This window comes from Streptomyces sp. NPDC015171, from assembly GCF_043079545.1.
Lineage (GTDB): Bacteria > Actinomycetota > Actinomycetes > Streptomycetales > Streptomycetaceae > Streptomyces.
Genome location: NZ_JBIBUO010000002.1, coordinates 851,792 through 869,095, shown reverse-complemented (window position 1 = coordinate 869,095; position 17,304 = coordinate 851,792). Strand labels below are relative to the sequence as shown.

General features: G+C 74.6%; 7 protein-coding genes. 4 read left to right on the top strand and 3 right to left on the bottom strand.

Going from position 1 to position 17,304, the window contains the following annotated elements:
* Positions 1–102 precede the first annotated feature (102 nt).
* Positions 103–1,092, bottom strand: a complete 990-nt coding sequence (locus ACF073_RS08280; RefSeq protein ID WP_392067658.1) for a dehydrogenase — start codon at positions 1,090–1,092, stop codon at positions 103–105.
* Positions 1,093–1,199: 107 nt separating this feature from the next.
* Here ACF073_RS08280 and ACF073_RS08275 point away from each other — a divergent pair, with 107 nt between their 5' ends.
* Complete coding sequence (locus tag ACF073_RS08275; RefSeq protein ID WP_392067656.1) at positions 1,200–1,982, top strand: CDP-alcohol phosphatidyltransferase family protein; 783 nt, start codon at positions 1,200–1,202, stop codon at positions 1,980–1,982.
* 93 nt (positions 1,983–2,075) lie between these two features.
* Here the strand turns inward: ACF073_RS08275 and ACF073_RS08270 are convergent, their stop codons facing one another.
* Together ACF073_RS08270 and ACF073_RS08265 are read right to left on the bottom strand one after the other, a co-directional pair.
* Entirely contained in the window at positions 2,076–2,783 is a 708-nt protein-coding gene (locus tag ACF073_RS08270) for a YcnI family protein (protein WP_392067654.1), read from the bottom strand.
* A 108-nt stretch (positions 2,784–2,891) separates the two neighbouring features.
* Positions 2,892–3,575 carry a hypothetical protein gene (locus tag ACF073_RS08265; RefSeq protein WP_392067725.1) on the bottom strand — a complete coding sequence of 228 codons (684 nt, stop codon included), beginning with the start codon at positions 3,573–3,575 and terminating at the stop codon, positions 2,892–2,894.
* A gap of 305 nt (positions 3,576–3,880) precedes the next feature.
* On the opposite strand from ACF073_RS08265, the gene ACF073_RS08260 reads away from it, so the two are divergent.
* Genes ACF073_RS08260 through ACF073_RS08250 form a run of 3 tightly spaced genes read left to right on the top strand, consistent with a single transcriptional unit; the run spans position 3,881 to position 17,252 of the window.
* Positions 3,881–10,156 (top strand): DEAD/DEAH box helicase, encoded by a 6,276-nt coding sequence (locus ACF073_RS08260; RefSeq protein ID WP_392067653.1) that lies wholly within the window; start codon positions 3,881–3,883, stop codon positions 10,154–10,156.
* 38 nt (positions 10,157–10,194) lie between these two features.
* Complete coding sequence (locus ACF073_RS08255) at positions 10,195–13,140, top strand: helicase-related protein (RefSeq protein ID WP_392067651.1); 2,946 nt, start codon at positions 10,195–10,197, stop codon at positions 13,138–13,140.
* Positions 13,140–17,252, top strand: coding sequence for an Eco57I restriction-modification methylase domain-containing protein (locus ACF073_RS08250; RefSeq protein ID WP_392067650.1), 4,113 nt, complete (start codon positions 13,140–13,142; stop codon positions 17,250–17,252). The genes ACF073_RS08255 and ACF073_RS08250 overlap by 1 nt, the downstream gene beginning before the upstream one ends.
* Positions 17,253–17,304: the final 52 nt, after the last annotated feature.

The following is a 17,304-nucleotide window of genomic DNA, read 5'->3' as shown; positions in this document are numbered from 1 at the left end:
CCTCCAGGTGCGGCGCGTCTGGTCCCCCCGCCCTTGCTCGCCGGGGGGTGCCGTGTAGTACGGCTCTTCGCTTCCCCGCGTTCAGCGTTCCTCACTCTTTTCTCAGGTCAGACCGGTCCCGGTGTACCGGATCCGGTGGCACAGCGCCGGGATCTCACCGGACGCCAGCTTGGGCAGCACGGAGGGCAGTTCCTCGAAGGCGCTCTCCCCGGTGATGAGCGCGTCGAGCGCCGGATCGGCGAGCAGGTCGAGGGCGAGGGCCATCCGGTCGGCGTAGCCGCGGCCTGGCCGGGCGGCCGGGGAGACGGTGCCGACCTGGCTGCTGCGCACGGTGAGCCGGCGCGAGTGGAAGGCCTCGCCGAGCGGCAGGGCCACGCGCCGGTCGCCGTACCAGCTCAGCTCCACGACCGTGCCCTCGGGGGCGAGGAGCTGGAGGGCCCGGGTGAGGCCGGCCTCGGTGGCGCTGGCGTGCACGACGAGGTCGCAGTCGCCGACCGCGTCGGCGGGCGCGGCGAAGCCCACGCCGAGTGCCTCGGCGGTCGCGGCACGCGCGGGGTCGGCGTCGACGAGTTGCAGCCGGATGCCCGGGAAGCGGGCGAGCAGCGCGGCGACCGCGCAGCCGACCATGCCGCCGCCGACCACCGCGACCCGGTCGCCGATCAGCGGTGCCGCGTCCCACAGGGCGTTCACGGCGGTCTCGACGGTGCCGGCGAGCACGGCCCGCTCGGCGGGCACCCGGTCGGGCACCACGGTGACGGCGCTCACCGGAACGACGTAACGGCTCTGGTGCGGGTACAGGCAGAAGACCGTACGGCCGATCAGCGCAGCCGGGCCCTGCTCCACCAGGCCGACGCCGAGGTATCCGTACTTCACCGGGCCCGGGAAGTCGCCCTCCTGGAAGGGCGCGCGCATGAGGGCGTGTTGGCTCTCCGGCACCCCGCCGCGGAAGACGAGCGTCTCCGTTCCCCGGCTGACTCCGGAGTACAGGGCGCGCACCAGGACCTGGTCGTCGGCGGGCTCCGGGAGGGTGACGTCGCGCAGTTCCCCGTGGCCGGGCGAGCGGAGCCAGAAGGCGCGGGCCGAGTGGTTCATCGGCATTCTCCTGAACGATCGGGAAGTTGTTCACGTACCGAGGTGTGCACAGGCCGCGCAGAGTACGCGGCGTTGATCGACTCTGTCACTCGGCCGGAGGGTGTGCGGTGGCCCTGAACAACACGTATGACGCGAGGCTTCAGCAGGAGACCGCTGTGGGGGCGGTCGCGCAGATCCTGCTGCTGGCCCTGCTCGGCTCGGCGATCGGCATGGGGCCGGCCGGCTGGCTGACGGGGCTCGCCTTCGCGTTCGCCACCTGGGCGGTTCTCTCCCGCGCCCTGCACCGCTCGCGGCTGCGCTCCTTCGGCCCGGCGAACCGGGTCACGCTCGGCAGGGCCACCCTGGTCGGCGGGGTGACCGCGCTGGTCGCGGACTCCTACGAGAGCGCGCCGCCGGTGACGCTGCTGGTGGCCCTGACCGCCGTGGCCCTGCTGCTGGACGGCGTGGACGGCAAGGTCGCGCGCCGCACCGGAACGTCGTCCGCGCTGGGCGCCCGGTTCGACATGGAGGTCGACGCGTTCCTCATCCTGGTGCTGAGCGTGTATGTGGCGATGCAGCTCGGGCCGTGGGTGCTGCTGATCGGCGGTATGCGCTACGCGTTCGTGGCGGCGGCCCGCGTCGCGCCCTGGCTGACCGCCCCGCTGCCGCCGTCCTTCGCGCGCAAGACCGTCGCGGCGGTTCAGGGTGTCTGCCTGCTCGTCGCGGGCGCCGAGCTGCTGCCCCGCCCGGCGAACCTCGCGATCATGCTGCTGGCGCTGGGTTCGCTGGTGTGGTCCTTCGGCCGGGACGTGCTGTGGCTGTGGCGCACCTCCCGGGCGGCGCGGACGGTGCCTGCCGCGCTGCCGCACCAGCCGCTGCGGGAGCTGGAGCTGGAGCTGGCGACGCGCTGAGCGTCCGGAAGGAGCACCGAAGGCGCGTACAAGAGAGGGAGGGCCCGGACCGGTTCACGGTCCGGGCCCTCCCTCTGTGTACGGGGGCGAGCGCTACGGCTGCACGGACCTGCTCCGCCGGATCGCGAACACCGCGGCGGCGATGCCGATGACGCCGGCGACGAGGCCGGCGATGCCGAGCCCGCGGGCGGTGGAGTCGCTCGCGCCGCTCGCGCGGGGCGTCTTGGCGGCGGCCGGGCCGCTGTCGTCGGCGGCGGGGGCGGCGGCCGTCAGTTTCAGCACCGGGGCCGGGTTCTCCGGTTCCTCGCCGCCGGCCGGCTCCTCGATCCAGCGGACGACCTTGCCGTCGGAGTAGGTCTGGAGGGTCTTGAAGACCAGCCGGCCGCCGTCTTCGGGCAGTTGGCCGAAGGCGACGTCGAAGTCCTCGTACTGCCCGGCCCCGATGCGCCCGCCGGTGAAGGTGATCTCGGAGGCCGCTTCGGTGATGGTGCCGTCGTCGGTCTTCACAGGTGTCTTCAGTGCGGCGGTGGTGACCTTGGCGGTCCAGCCGTCCTGCGGGTGGACCAGCACGCCGAGGACGGGGTGGTCGGTGGGGAGGAAGACCTGGACCTTGGTGGTGGCGGCCGTGTCCTCCTCGTTCGGCACCCGGAAGGTCAGCACGCCGTCGGTGGCGCCCTTGGCGTAGCTCTCCGGGTGGACGGTGACGTGCGCGAAGGCGGCGCCGCCGGCGATGACGACCCCGGCGGCGGCCAGGGCCGCGACGGTCCCGGCGCGGAGCAGGGTGGTGCGTGTCGTGGACATGAGTGTGTGGATCTCCGTACGAGTGACGAGTGAGGAGTGACGCGTGTCGGGTGCAGCGTCGGGTGACGCGTGTCGGCGCACGTGTGTCGGCGGACGCGTGTCGGCTGGTCAGGTCGAGTACGGGATCGGGGCCGGCGGGCCGCGCCGCCGCACCGCGTGCCGCAAGGGGGCGGGCCGGGGCGGCCCGGGGTCGGTCGGTACGAGCGGCACCGGACTGTCGGACACGGGCAGCGGGGCGTACCGCCACCATGCGGCCAGGGCCGGGACGAGCGTGACGGCCCGGCGCAGCAGCGACCACAGCGCGGCCTCGCCCCGCCGCAGCCACCAGGACGCGACCAGGGCGGCGAGCAGATGGGCGGCGGTGGCGTGGGCGGTGAGATGGGGGTGGACGCCGAGATAGGGGTGGGCGCCGAGGTGGGAGTGCGCCGGTGCGGCGAAGTGCCGGACGTGCGAGTGACCCGCCGCGACCATGTCCGGGACGCCGCCGGGGCTGCCGGGCCGGCCGGGCCACGGATCCCGGCGCGTCGCACCGGTACCCCCGTCATGAGCCGCGTCGAACCCCAGGTGCAGGCCAGCCTGCGTGAGCAGCATCGCCGCGCCGATGCCGGGCAGCGACCGCTCGCGCCCGCCGCAGGCCCAGCCGAGCGTGAACACGGCGAGGAAGCCCGCGGCGTCGGCCCACAGCGACGGAGTGTCGCCCACGGCCAGGCCGTGCCCGGCGGCAGCCAGGAGCACACACACCGCGGCGAACACCGCGGCCCGTACCCCTCTCACCGCCATGGACGCGCCCATCGCGAGGGATCCTCCCACGCTGGGGCGGTGCACGGGGCGCGAGCGAGCGGTTCGGTCCGCTCGGATCCGCGCCCGGATCCGCGCCCGGATCCGGCGGGAGCCGGCCACCGCGGGCGGGCAACCTTCCCGCCGTCTCGGCGGTCGTCCCTGTGGATCGGCCGATCACCCTCTCGCGAAGTCTGTTGACATAGTCAACAGGCTGAATATCTTCCACGCTACACACACCGCGTGTACAGTGGCCACGGTCTGCCGCCGCCCTCTGGAACGATGGAGCCGGGGCAGGAGAAAGAGGCGGAGGAGCGGCAGTGGGCCAGGAGCTCGTCGACGGCAGATTCCGGATCGGGCGCGTCATCGGCAGGGGCGGTACGGGGGAGGTCCGCGAGGCCGAGGACCTGCGGGCGCCCGAGGGTTCGCCGGAGCGCCGCGTCGCCGTGCAGACCGTCCGGCCCCGCCGCGCCGGCATCCGGACCGACCCCGCCGCCGACGGCGAGGCCCTGCGGCGCTTCTCCCGCGAGATCGGCGTCATACGGCTGCTCGACCACCCCAACCTGGCCCGGCCGGTGGCCGGCGGCATCGCCACGGACGGCGAAGAACCGGCCTACCTCGCCCTGGAGTTCCCGGACGGTGAGCCGCTGGGCGACCTCGTCGAGGAGCACTCCCCGCTGCCCGTCCCCTGGGCCGCGGCCATCGGTGCCCAGATCGCCGCGGGGCTCGCCGCCGCGCACGCCCGGGGCGTCGTCCACCGCGACCTGAGGCCCGCCCAGGTGATGCTCACCCGGGGCGGCACCGTCAAGGTGCTCGGCTTCGGCATGGGCGGCCTCTCGGACGACCCGGACCGCACCCGGCCGGCCGGCACCGGGGCCGGCGCCGGCACGGCCCGCTACAAGGCGCCGGAGCAGTGCCGGGCCCAGCAGGTCACCCAGGCCGCCGACCTGTACGCGCTGGGCTGTGTGCTGTACGAGATGCTGGCCGGCGCCCCGCCCTTGACCGGCGATTGCGCGTACGAGCCGGCCGAACGGGACGTCCGCCGGGAGCCGGCCCCGCCGCACCGGATCCGTGCCGACGCCCCCGCCGCGCTGGTCCGCCTGGTGGAGCGCCTGCTGGCCGGGAACCCGGCCGACCGGCCGGCCGACGCCGTGACCGTACGGGACGCCCTGCTCCCGTTCGCCGTGCCCGCCGACGCCACCGGCCCCGTCCCGGGCTGGAGCGAACTGGACCCGACGCTCCCGCTGCGCGCCGCCGCCCCGGCCCCGGCCGCACCCGCGGCGGAGCGCCCCGTGCCGGTGGCCGGATCCGGCGGCGGCATGGACGTGTTCGCCGTGCACCAGGCCCTGATCCGCGACTACCGCGCCTTCACGGAGGGCGGCACCGTCATCCGGGACGAGCGCGTCAAGGCCCATGTCGCCAAGGACCTGGACGCGGGCTCCCAGTGGCCGAACCCGTGGCTTTCGCTCAACCCGTTCTTCCAGGAGAGCGGCTCGGTGGCCGAGCTGGCCCGGCAGGGGGTGCTGCACCCCGAGTGCGCCCGGATCTTCCAGGCGCGCAAGACCGAGGGCGGCACGGTGCCCGACGGCCGGCCGCTCACCCTCCACCAGCACCAGCGCGACGCGATCGACGCGGCCGCGTCGGGCGCGTCGTACGTCCTGACGACCGGTACCGGATCCGGCAAGTCGCTCTCCTACATCGTCCCGATCGTGGACCGGGTGCTGCGCGAGCGGGACGCGGCGGGCCCGGACGCCGCGCGGCGGGTCCGGGCGATCATCGTGTATCCGATGAACGCGCTCGCCAACAGCCAGCTGCGGGAGCTGGAGAAGTACCTCCGCGACGGCTACGGCACCGGCCGCGAACCGGTCACCTTCGCCCGCTACACCGGGCAGGAGGACGACGCGAGGCGCCGGGAGATCCGCGACAACCCGCCGGACATCCTGCTCACCAACTACGTCATGCTGGAGCTGATGCTGACCCGCCCGGCCGACCGGGCGAGCCTCATCCGGATGGCGCGCGGCCTCGACTTCCTCGTCTTCGACGAGCTGCACACCTACCGCGGGCGCCAGGGCGCCGACGTCGCCCTGCTGATCCGCCGGGTCCGGGAGGCCTGCGGGGCCGGGAGCATGCAGTGCGTCGGCACCTCCGCCACCCTGTCCACCGAGGGCAGCCCGGACGAGCAGCGGCGGATCGTGGCCGGCGTGGCGAGCACCCTGTTCGGCACCGAGGTCCGCCCCGCGCACGTCATCGGCGAGACCCTGGTCCGCGCCACCGGCGAGGCCCCTCGCTCGGTGTCCGCCGAGCGCCTCACCGCCCCCGCCCCGCGCGGCTACGCCGACCTGGTGCGCGACCCGCTCGCCCGCTGGATCGAGGACCGGTTCGGGCTGGCCGAGGACCCGGCGTCGGGCCGGCTCGTACGACGGCGGCCGGCCCGCATCGAGGTCGCCGCCCGGGAGCTGCACGAGCGGTCCGGTGTCCCCGAGGAGCGGTGCGCCGCGGCGATCCGCGCCACCCTCGAGGCCGGCGCCGGGGCCCGCGACCCCCGCACCGACCGCCCCCTGTTCGCGTTCCGCCTGCACCAGTTCCTGTCCAAGGGCGACACCGTGTACGTCACCCTCGAAGACCAGGCGTCCCGCCATCTGACCCGCTCCTACCAGCTGGAACAGCCGGGCAGCGGCGGCAAGCCGCTGATCCCGCTGGCCTTCTGCCGGGAGTGCGGCCAGGAGTATCTGACGGTGTGGCGCACCGAGCAGGACGGCGCGGTGCGCTACCAGGCCCGCCGCGACACCTCGGCCACCGGCGGCCGGCAGGGCGACGGCTATCTGTACATCGACCACGAGCGCGCGTGGCCGTCGGACCCGCAGTACGCGGTGGACGACCGCCGGCTGCCGGAGTCCTGGCTGGAGCTGGACGACCGGGGCCAGGAGGTCGTCAAGCGCGCCTACCGCGACCGGGTGCCCCGGGCCGTCACCGTCGATCCCTGGGGCCGGGAGGGCGAGGGCGAGCTGAAGGCCGCGTTCATCCCCTCGCCCTTCCTGTTCTGCCTGCACTGCGGGGTGGCCTACGAGCAGACGCGCGGCCGGGACTTCGCCAAACTGGCCACCCTGGACCAGGAGGGCCGCTCCTCCGCGACCTCGCTGGTCTCGGCGTCGATCGTGCGCTCGCTGAAGGCGGTGCCGCGGGAGGCGCTCGACAGCAAGGCGCGCAAGCTCCTCACCTTCGTCGACAACCGGCAGGACGCCTCCTTGCAGGCCGGCCACTTCAACGACTTCGTGCAGATCACCCAGTTGCGCGGCGCGCTGTACCGGGCGGCGCTCGACGCGGGCGAAGACGGCCTGCACCACGAGGAACTGGCGGCAGCGGTCAGCGACGCGCTCGCCGTCGCCCCCGCCGACTACACCGGCGAGAGCGATCTGCCGCCCTCCCTGGCCCGCAACGCCGCCCGCACGCTGCGGGACGTCGTCGCCTTCCGGCTCTACCTGGACCTGGAGCGCGGCTGGCGCATCACCATGCCCAACCTGGAGCAGACCGGCCTGCTGGAGATCGGCTACGAGGACCTGGAGTGGGTCGCCGGCCGGCAGGACCGCTGGGCGGACACGCACCGGGCGCTGCGGGACGCCGACCCGGCGCTGCGCGCGGAGATCATGAAGACGCTGCTGGACGAGATGCGCCGCTCGCTGGCGATCGACGTGTCGTACTTCCGTGACGACGCGTTCGAGTCGCTCCAGCGCGCCAGCGAGGAGCGGCTGGTGGACCCGTGGGTCCTCGCCGCCTCCGACAAGCCGCGCACCGGCACCGCCTACCCGCACCCCTCCAGGCCCGGCATGGACCGCTCGGGGCTCTTCCTCTCGGCGCGCGGCAAGTACGGCAAGTACCTGCGCCGTACCGACCGCGCCTTCAGGCACCTGGACCAGGACGACCTGCAACTGGTCGTCGCCGAGCTGCTGCGGGTGCTGACGCGGGCCGGCCTGGTCAAGGAGGTGGCGGCCGAACCGCGGCGGGCCGGCCGGCACCGCGGGGCGCCCGCCGCCGCCACCGGCTACCGGGTGGCCGCCCAGTCGCTGGTCTGGCGGGCCGGCAAGGGCGAGGCGGGCGCCCACGACCCGCTCACCCGGACCTACCAGAGCGGTGACGGCCCGCGGATCAACACGTTCTTCCTGCGGCTGTACCGGGAGACGGCCGACGCCCTGTCGGGGCTGTACGCCCGCGAGCACACCGCCCAGGTCTCCCCGGCGGACCGGGAGGCCCGGGAGCGGGCGTTCCGGGACGCCGAGCTGAAGCTGCTGTACTGCTCCCCCACCATGGAGCTGGGGGTCGACATCTCCGAGCTGAACGCCGTCATGATGCGCAACGTGCCGCCGACGCCCGCCAACTACGCGCAGCGCTCGGGCCGGGCCGGCCGCAGTGGCCAGCCCGCGCTGGTCACCACGTACTGCGCCACGGGCAACAGCCACGACCAGTACTACTTCCGCCGCTCGGAGCGGATGGTGGCGGGCGCGGTCGCCCCGCCCCGCCTCGACCTGGCCAACGAGGACCTGGTCCTCTCCCATCTCCAGGGCATCTGGCTCGCCGAGGCGGGGCTGCGGCTGGGCCGCGCCGTCCCCGACGTGCTGGACGTGTCGTACCCGGACGGCGGCGAGCGTCCGGCCCCCGCGCTCGGTCTGCTGCCCGAGATCCGCGCGGCGGCGCACGACGAGGGCGCCCGGGACCGCACCGTGGACGCCGCCCTGCGCGTCCTCGGCCCGCTGTTCGGCGAGTTCGCCGACACCACCTGGTGGTACGACGACTGGATCCAGGACCGGGTGCGGACCGTGCCGGAGCGGTTCGACCGCGCCTTCGACCGCTGGCGCGGCCTGTTCCGCGCCGCCCTCGACGACCAGTACGTGCAGAACAGGCGGCGCCTCGACTACAGCCTCACCGAGGGCGAGCGGCACCGGGCCAACGCGCGCCGGCGCGAGGCGGAGACCCAGCTGAACCTGCTGATGAACGAGAGCGTGGACAGCAAGTCGGTGCTCTCCGACTTCAACCCCTACCGCTATCTGGCCTCCGAGGGCTTCCTGCCCGGCTACAGCTTCCCCCGGCTGCCGCTGGCGGCGTACATCCCGACGGCGGGGCGGCGCCGCGGCGACGGCGACTATCTGCAGCGCCCCCGCTTCCTCGCGGTCCGCGAGTTCGGTCCCGGCGCGCTGATCTACCACGAGGGCGCCCGCTACCAGGTGACCCGGGTCCAGCTGCCGCCGGACTCCGCCGGCGAGCTGACCACCGGCGAGGCCCGCCGCTGCGCCCAGTGCGGCTACCACCACGACCCCCGGGACCGCGAGGACCGCTGCGGGTTCTGCGCCGAGCCGCTCGGCGGCGCCACCTACGGCCTGCTCCCGCTGCACACCGTGTACACCACCCGCCGCGAGCGGATCTCCTCCGACGAGGAGGAGCGCCGCAGGGCCGGGTTCACGCTCCAGACGTCGTACCGCTTCCACGACCACGGCACCCGCAGGGGCCGGCTCGACGCGGCGGTCGCGGACGCCTCCGGTGCGCCGCTCGCCCGGATCTCCTACGGCGACTCGGCGACCGTGCGGATCACCAACACCGGCCGGGTGCGGGCCCGTACGGACGAGCCGCCCGGCTACTGGCTCGACCTCGCCGACGGCCGCTGGATGAACGACCGGGACGCGGCCGAGGCGTCGGGCGACTCCGGTGAACTGCCGCTGGTGGACGCCGACGGCAACGAGCGGCGCCGCAAGAAGCGCGTCATCCCGTACGTGGCGGACCGGCGGAACATCCTCGTGCTCACCCTGGAGGAGGCACTGCCCGAGCCGGTCGCGCTGACCCTGATGTACGCGCTGGAGCGCGGTGTGGAGGCCGCGTTCGAGCTGGAGGACGCCGAGCTGTCCAGCGAGCTGCTGCCGCCGGAGAGCGGGCCGCGGCGCCGCATCCTGTTCATGGAGGCCGCCGAGGGCGGCGCCGGTGTCCTGCGCCGGCTCCAGGCCGAGGACGGCGCGCTCGCCCGGGCCGCCGGACGCGCCCTGGAGATCTGCCACTTCGCGGCCGACGGCACGGACGAGGGCGGCGCGGAGCACCGCCCGGGACGCGCCTGCGCGCGCGGCTGCTACGAGTGCCTGCTCACCTACGCCAACCAGCTCGACCACGCCCGGATCGACCGGCGCACCGTGGCCGGCCTGCTGACCGGGTTCGCCTCGGCCACCGTCCGGCGCCCGGCGCGCGGCGAAACCCGCTCGGAGCGGTACCGGCGGCTGCTGGACGGCCCGCCCGCGGACGACGTCCCGGCGGCCGACCTGGCCGCCCGCGGCGACTTCCTCGGCTGGCTCAGGGCCCGGGGGCTCAACCTGCCCACGGAGAGCGGCGGCCGGCTGGCCGAGGCCGACGCGGCGCCGGACTTCCTGTACCGCATGCCGGGCCTGCGCCTCGCCGTCTTCGTCGACCTGCCCGGCACCGAGCAGAGCGGGCAGCGCGACGCGGACGCCGAGGAACGCATCCTCGACGCCGGCTGGGAGTACGTCCGCTTCCGGCCGGGCGACGACTGGGACGCGCTGGCCGCCTCCTACGCCGACTGCTTCGGCTCCCCCGCCGCCCCCTGACCGCCCGCCCCCGCCCGACGAGGAACTGACGACTACACATGGCTCCCACGTACTTGGCAGGTTCGCTGGTGACCGCCCGCGGCCGGGACTGGGTGGTGCTCCCGGAGAGCGCGCCCGATCTGCTGGTGCTGCGCCCGCTGGGCGGCTCCGACGACGACATCGCCGCCGTGTTCCCGGCCTTCGAGGAGGTCAGGGGCGCCGAGTTCGCGCCGCCCGAGCCGGGCGACCTCGGCGACCAGCGGGCGGCCGGGCTGCTGCGCACCGCGCTGCGTATCGGCTTCCGCTCCGGCGCGGGCCCGTTCCGGTCGCTGGCCCGGATCGCCGTCCAGCCGCGCGCCTATCAGCTCGTCCCGCTGCTGATGGCCCTGCGGCAGCCGACGGTGCGCATGCTGATCAGCGATGACGTCGGCATCGGCAAGACCGTCGAGGCGGGCCTGATCGCGAGCGAGCTGCTCGCGCAGGGCGAGGCGCGCGGCCTGGCCGTGCTGTGTTCGCCGGCGCTGGCCGAGCAGTGGCAGCAGGAGCTGCGCGGCAAGTTCGGCATCGACGCCGAGCTGGTCCTGGCCTCCACGGTGTCCCGCCTGGAGCGCGGCCTCGACCTCGGCCAGTCGCTGTTCGACCGGTACCCGCACGTCATCGTCTCCACCGACTACATCAAGGCCGCCCGGCACCGCGACGACTTCGTGCGGCACTGCCCCGACCTGGTCATCGTCGACGAGGCGCACACCTGTGTGACCTCCGACGACACCCGGGCGGGCAGCCAGCACCAGCTGCGCCACGAGCTGCTGCGCCGGGTCGCTGCCGACCAGGACCGGCACCTGCTGCTGGTGACGGCGACCCCGCACAGCGGCAAGGAGTCGGCGTTCCGCGCTCTGCTGGGCCTGGTCCGGCCCGACCTCGCCCACGCGGACCTGGACACGGAGGCCGGCCGCAAGCTGCTCGCCGGGCACTTCGTGGCCCGCAAGCGGGCCGACGTACGGCAGTACCTGACGACGGCGGACGGCCTCGCGGACGACTCGCTCGCCGAGCGCACCGCGTTCCCCGCCGACCGGTACTTCAAGGACGAGACGTACAAGCTGTCCCCGGAGTACCGGGCCCTGCTGGACGACGCCCTCGCCTACGCGGGCGAGCGGGTGACGGAGGCCGGCGGGCAGGGCCGGCGCGAGGCCCGGATCGCCTGGTGGTCGGCGATCGCGCTGCTGCGGTCGCTGGTCTCCTCGCCGCGCGCCGCGGCCCAGACCCTGCGGACCCGGTCGGCGGCGGCCGTGGCCGCGTCGGCGGAGGAGGCCGACCGGCTGGGCGCCCCGCTGACCGCCGACTCGACCGACCAGGACACCCTGGAAGGCATGGACGTGGCGCCGGGCGCCGGGACCGAGCAGGCGGGCTCCCACCTCGCTGAGCTGGCCGAACGCGCCGAGGCCCTCCAGGGGCCCGTGCACGACCGGAAGCTGGGGGCGCTCGTGCAGCACCTCAAGGCGCTGCTCGCGGACGGCTACCACCCGATCGTGTTCTGCCGCTACATCCCGACCGCCGAGTACCTCGCCGAGCAGCTCGGCCACGACCCGGAGACCGGCAGGCGCGGCCCGCTCGGCGCGAAGACGGTGGTCAGGGCGGTCACCGGCACCCTCTCCCCGCAGCAGCGCGTGGCCCGGATCGAGGAGCTGGCGGCGCAGGCCGGCGCGGACCCCGCCGCCCGGCGGGTCCTGGTCGCCACCGACTGCCTGTCGGAGGGCGTGAACCTCCAGCACCACTTCGACGCCGTCGTCCACTACGACCTGGCGTGGAACCCGACCCGGCACGACCAGCGCGAGGGCCGCGTCGACCGGTACGGCCAGCAGCGCGACGAGGTCCGCGTCATCACCCTGTACGGCGAGGACAACGGCGTCGACGGCAAGGTCCTGGACGTCCTCATCAGGAAGCACCGGCAGATCAAGAAGGACCTCGGCATCTCGGTCTCGGTGCCCGACGAGACGTCGGCGGGTGTCACGGACGCGATCGTCGAGTGGCTGCTGCTGCGCGGAAGGCAGGGCGAGCAGGAGGCGCTGTTCGGGTCGGACGCGTTCCAGCGGAGCTTCGCCGACCTGGAGCGGGACTGGAACTCGGCCGCCGAGCGGGAGAAGACCTCCCGGTCACGGTTCGCGCAGCGCTCCATCCACCCGGAGGAGGTCGCCCGGGAGGTCGCGGAGGTGCGGGCGGCGCTCGGCGGGGCGGGCGAGGTCAGCGCCTTCGTACGGGAGTCCCTGAACGCCCTCGGGGCCGTGCTGCGGGACGCGCCCGGCCCCGGGGCCGACTTCACCGCGCAGGTCGGCGGCGCCCCGGCGGGCCTGCGGGACGCGCTGGCGCCGGTGGTCGGCGCCGAGGCGGTGGAGCACGACCGGCCGATCCCGTTCCGCACCGACCCGGCGGTGGCGCGCGGCGAGGCGGCGCTGGTCCGCACCGACCCGGTGGTCGGCGCGCTCGCCTCGCACGTGCTGAACTCGGCCCTGGACGCGGGCGCGGACGGGCCCCGCCCGGCCCGCCGCTGCGGGGTGGTGACGACCGACGCGGTGCGCACCCGGACGACGCTGCTGCTCGTCCGCTACCGCTTCCACCTCACGCTGCCCTCGCGCACCGGCGAGCGGCAGCTGGTCGCCGAGGACGCGCGGCTGCTGGCCTTCGAGGGCTCCCCGCGCGGCGCGGTGTGGCTGCCGCCGGAGCGGGCGGCCGGGCTGCTGGAGGCGCGGGCGGCGGAGAACACCTCGGCGGCCTTCGGCGAACGCGCCCTGACCCGCGTCCTCGACCAGCTGGGCGAGGTGGGCGACCGGCTGGCCGCCTACGGCGACGAGCTGGCCGGCGAACTCGACGCCTCCCACCGCCGGGTGCGCCAGGCCTCCCGCGAGATCGTCCGGGGCCTGTCCGTCACCGCCCAGAAACCCGCCGACGTGCTCGGTGTCTACGTCTATCTGCCCGCCTCGCCCGCGCCGACCGCCGGAGTCCCCGCCTGATGTCCGCCACCACCCGCAACCAGGTGTTCACCGCCGTCCACACGGTCGGCGGGCTGCTGCCGGCCGACATGCTGCTCCGCATCGCCGAGGGCCGTGACCTGCCGGGGGCGCGCTCCGCCGACTACGGGCTGCCCTCGTCCCGTTCGGTGCGGGACGAGGCCGAGCGCAGCTGGGAGTACCTGCGCCCGCTCTGGCGCGAGCTGCGCGCCCGGCTGCCCGAGGACCCGGAGACGGGCCGGCCCGCCGCCGACCCCACCGGGCGGGCCGGCGCCGACTGGCTGGCGCCGCTCTGGCGCGAGCTGGGCTTCGGCCGGCTGCTCCCGGTCGGCCCGTCCGGTGTCCCCGCCGACTCCGATCCGGACAAGCGGTTCCCGGTCTCGCACCGCTGGGACCACGCCCTGATCCACCAGACGTCCTGGCAGACCGACCTGGACCGGCGGCCGGGCGGCGCGGGCACGGTCCCGCCGCAGTCCCTGCTCCAGGAGTGCCTGAACCGGACCGAGGCCCATCTGTGGGCGGTCCTGACCAATGGCCGCCAGGTGCGGCTGCTGCGCGACTCCAGCGCGCTCGCGACCGCCTCGTACGTCGAGTTCGACCTGGCGGCGATCTTCGACGGCGAGCTGTTCAGCGAGTTCGTGCTGCTGTACCGGCTGCTGCACGTGTCCCGGTTCGAGGTGCCCGAGGGCGCGGCGCCGGCCGCCTGCCGCCTCGAACAGTGGCGCACGGAGGCCGTCGCCAGCGGCACCCGGGCGCTGGACCAGCTGCGCCGGGGCGTGCAGGAGGCGGTCACCGTGCTCGGCACCGGCTTTCTGCGGCATCCGGAGAACGGGGCGCTGCGGGAGCGCGTCCGCCCCGGGGAGCTGCAGGCGGCGCTGCTGCGCCTGGTGTACCGGCTGCTGTTCGTCTTCGTGGCCGAGGACCGCGAGGCGCTGCTCGTGCCCGACGCGGACCCGCTCGCCCGGGAGCGGTACGCGCGCTACTTCTCGTCGGCGCGGCTGCGCGCCCACGCCCGCAAGCGGCGCGGCACGGCGCACGGCGACCGCTACGAGGCGCTGCGCCTGGTCCTGACGGCCCTCGGCGCCGAGCGGGGCCGCCCCGAACTCGGTCTGCCGGGCCTGGGCGGCCTGTTCACCGAGACCGGCGCCGACGCCCCGCTGCGCGGCCTGAAGCTGTCCAACGAGGCCCTGCTCAGTGCCGTACGCCGGCTGTCCCAGGTGCGCGACGGCAGCGCGGGGCGCCGGCGGGCGGTGGACTACCGGCACCTGGACGCGGAGGAACTCGGCTCCGTCTACGAGTCGCTGCTGGAGCTCGAACCCAGGTACAGCGCGGCGGAGCGGCGGTTCGAGCTGATCGAGGCAGCCGGCAACACGCGCAAGACCACGGGCAGTTACTACACGCCGTCGTCGCTGATCGAGAGCCTGCTGGACTCCGCGCTCGACCCGGTGATCCAGGACGCGGTGCGGCGCGGCGAGGAGGCGGCGGCCCGGGCGGGCGAGACGGATCCGGCGGGGCGGATCGAGCGCGAGCTGCTCGCCCTGAGGGTGTGCGATCCGGCGTGCGGTTCGGGCCACTTCCTGGTGGCGGCGGCCCGCCGGATCGCCAAGCAGGTGGCGGCGGTCCGCGAGCGCAACCCGGAGCCGACGCTGGACGCGGTCCGGCACGCCCTGCACGAGGTGGTCGCCCGGTGCGTCTACGGCGTGGACCTCAACCCGATGGCCGTGGAGCTGGCGAAGGTGTCGCTGTGGCTGGAGGCGCTGGAGCCGGGCAAGCCGCTGGGCTTCCTCGACGCCCATCTCAAGCACGGCAACGGGCTGATCGGCACGACCCCGAGGCTGCTGGCCGACGGCGTCCCCAGTGACGCCTTCAAGCCGATCGAGGGCGACGACAAGAAGACCGCCGGCGACCTCCAGAAGCGCAACCGGGCCCAGCGGGGCGGCCAGGACGAGCTGCTCTTCGACACCGCCCCCGCCGTCGGCAACAGCCGCTACGCGGCCGAACTGGCCCGGATCGCGGCCGCCCCGGCCGACTCGCTTGCCCAGGTCCGCGACCAGGAGTCCGCGTACCGCGCCTATGCCGGGTCCGCCGACTATCTGCGGGACCTGCACGCGGCCGACGCCTGGTGCGCCGCCTTCGTCTGGCCCAAGCGTCCCGGCGGGCCCGAGGCCCCCACGGACCAGGTGCTGCGGGCCCTGCGCGGACATGACGGGGCCGCCGCCGTACCGGAGGCCACGCGCGCCGAGATCCTGCGCCTGCGCGACGCGTACGGCTTCTTCCACTGGCATCTGGAGTTCCCCGAGGTCTTCCCGGTGCCGGAGTCCGGTGCGGGCGCCGGCCCGGAGACGGGCTGGGCGGGCGGTTTCGACGCGGTGCTCGGCAACCCGCCGTGGGAGCGGGTCAAGCTCCAGGAGCAGGAGTTCTTCGCCGAGCGCAGTCCCGAGATCGCCGGGGCGAAGAACGCGGCGGCCCGCAAGCGGGCGATCGCCGGGCTGCGCCAGGACCCGGACGGGCGGCTGCTGTCGGAGGAGTTCGAGGCCGCCAAGCGCCGCTCCGAGGGCGAGAGCCACTTCCTGCGGGTCAGCGGACGCTACCCGCTGACCGGCCGGGGCGACATCAACACGTACGCCGTATTCGCGGAGACCGACCGCATGCTGACGGGGCCGCGCGGGCGCACCGGGATCATCGTGCCGACGGGCATCGCGACCGACGCGACCACGCAGTTCTTCTTCAAGGACCTGGTCACGCACGGCCGCCTCGCCGCCCTGTACGACTTCGAGAACGAGGACAAGGTCTTCCCCGGCGTCCACAACCAGCTGCGGTTCTGCCTGCTCACGCTGCGCGGCACCGGGGACATGGACGAGCCGGCGCAGCTGGTGTTCAAGGTGCGCCAGGCCGCCCAGATCGCCGAGCGCCGCTACCGGCTGACGGCGGACGACATCCTGCGGATGAACCCCAACACCGGTACCTGCCCGGTGTTCAGCACCCGCCGGGACGCCGAGATCACGCTGGGCATCTACCGCCGGGTGCCGGTGTTCGTGCACGAGGCGCGCGCGGACGGCAACCCGTGGGGGGTGTCGTTCCTGCGCATGTTCGACATGGCGAACGACTCGGGTGTCTTCCGCCCCGACGCCCAGCGCGGCGAGACCTTCGACGACCTGCTGGAGGACGGCTGGGAGCCGGAGGGCAACGTCCTGGTCCGCGGCGAGGAGCGGCTGCTGCCGCTGTACGAGGCCAAGATGCTGCACCACTACGACCACCGGTTCTCCACGTACGAGGGTGCCACCGACAAGCAGCTCAACAAGGGCACGCTGCCCCGGCTCACGGTGGAGCGGCACGCGGACGCGGCGGCCCGCCCGATGCCCCGCTACTGGGTGCCCGAACAGGACGTGCCCACGGGCGAGCGGGACCGCCACGGCCAGGAGGTCCGGGCGGCGGGCGTCCGCTCGCGGCTGGCCGCCCGGGGCTGGCGGCGCGACTGGGTGCTGGGCTGGCGGGACATCACCAACAAGAGCAACGAGCGCACCATGATCTGCGCGGTCGCGCCCGCGCACGGCTTCGGCCACAAGTTCATGCTGGCGCTCGCGGACGGTGCCGCCCTGCTGGCGAGCGTGTGGTCCTCGTTCGTCCTGGACTACGCGGCCCGTCAGTCGATCGGCGGGACGTCGATGAGCTACTTCGTGGTCCGCCAGCTCCCCGTCCCGGCACCGCAGGAGCTGGCCCGGCACGCCGGCTTCCTCGTGCCGCGCCTGACCGAACTCACCTACACGGCCTCCGACCTGGCCGGTTTCGCCCGCGAACTCGGCGACACCGGCGCCCCCTTCCGCTGGGACCCGGACCGCCGTGCCGTGCTCAGGGCCGAACTGGACGCCTTCTTCTTCCATCTGTACGGCGTGTCCCGTGACGACACGGCGTACGTGCTGGACACCTTCAACGTCACCCGCGACAACGACGTGCGCGAGCACGGCCGCTACCGCACCAAGGATCTCGTCCTCGCCGAGTACGACCGTATGGCCGCCGCCGGCCTCACCCCCGGGGCTCCCCTCGTCGACGGCGAGACCTACACCTCCACCCTGACCCCGCCGCCGGGCCGGGGCCCCCGGCACCCCGCCCCCTGAGCGAGGCACCGTTGACCCAGAGCACCACCACGGCGCGTCACCCGGCACGGGG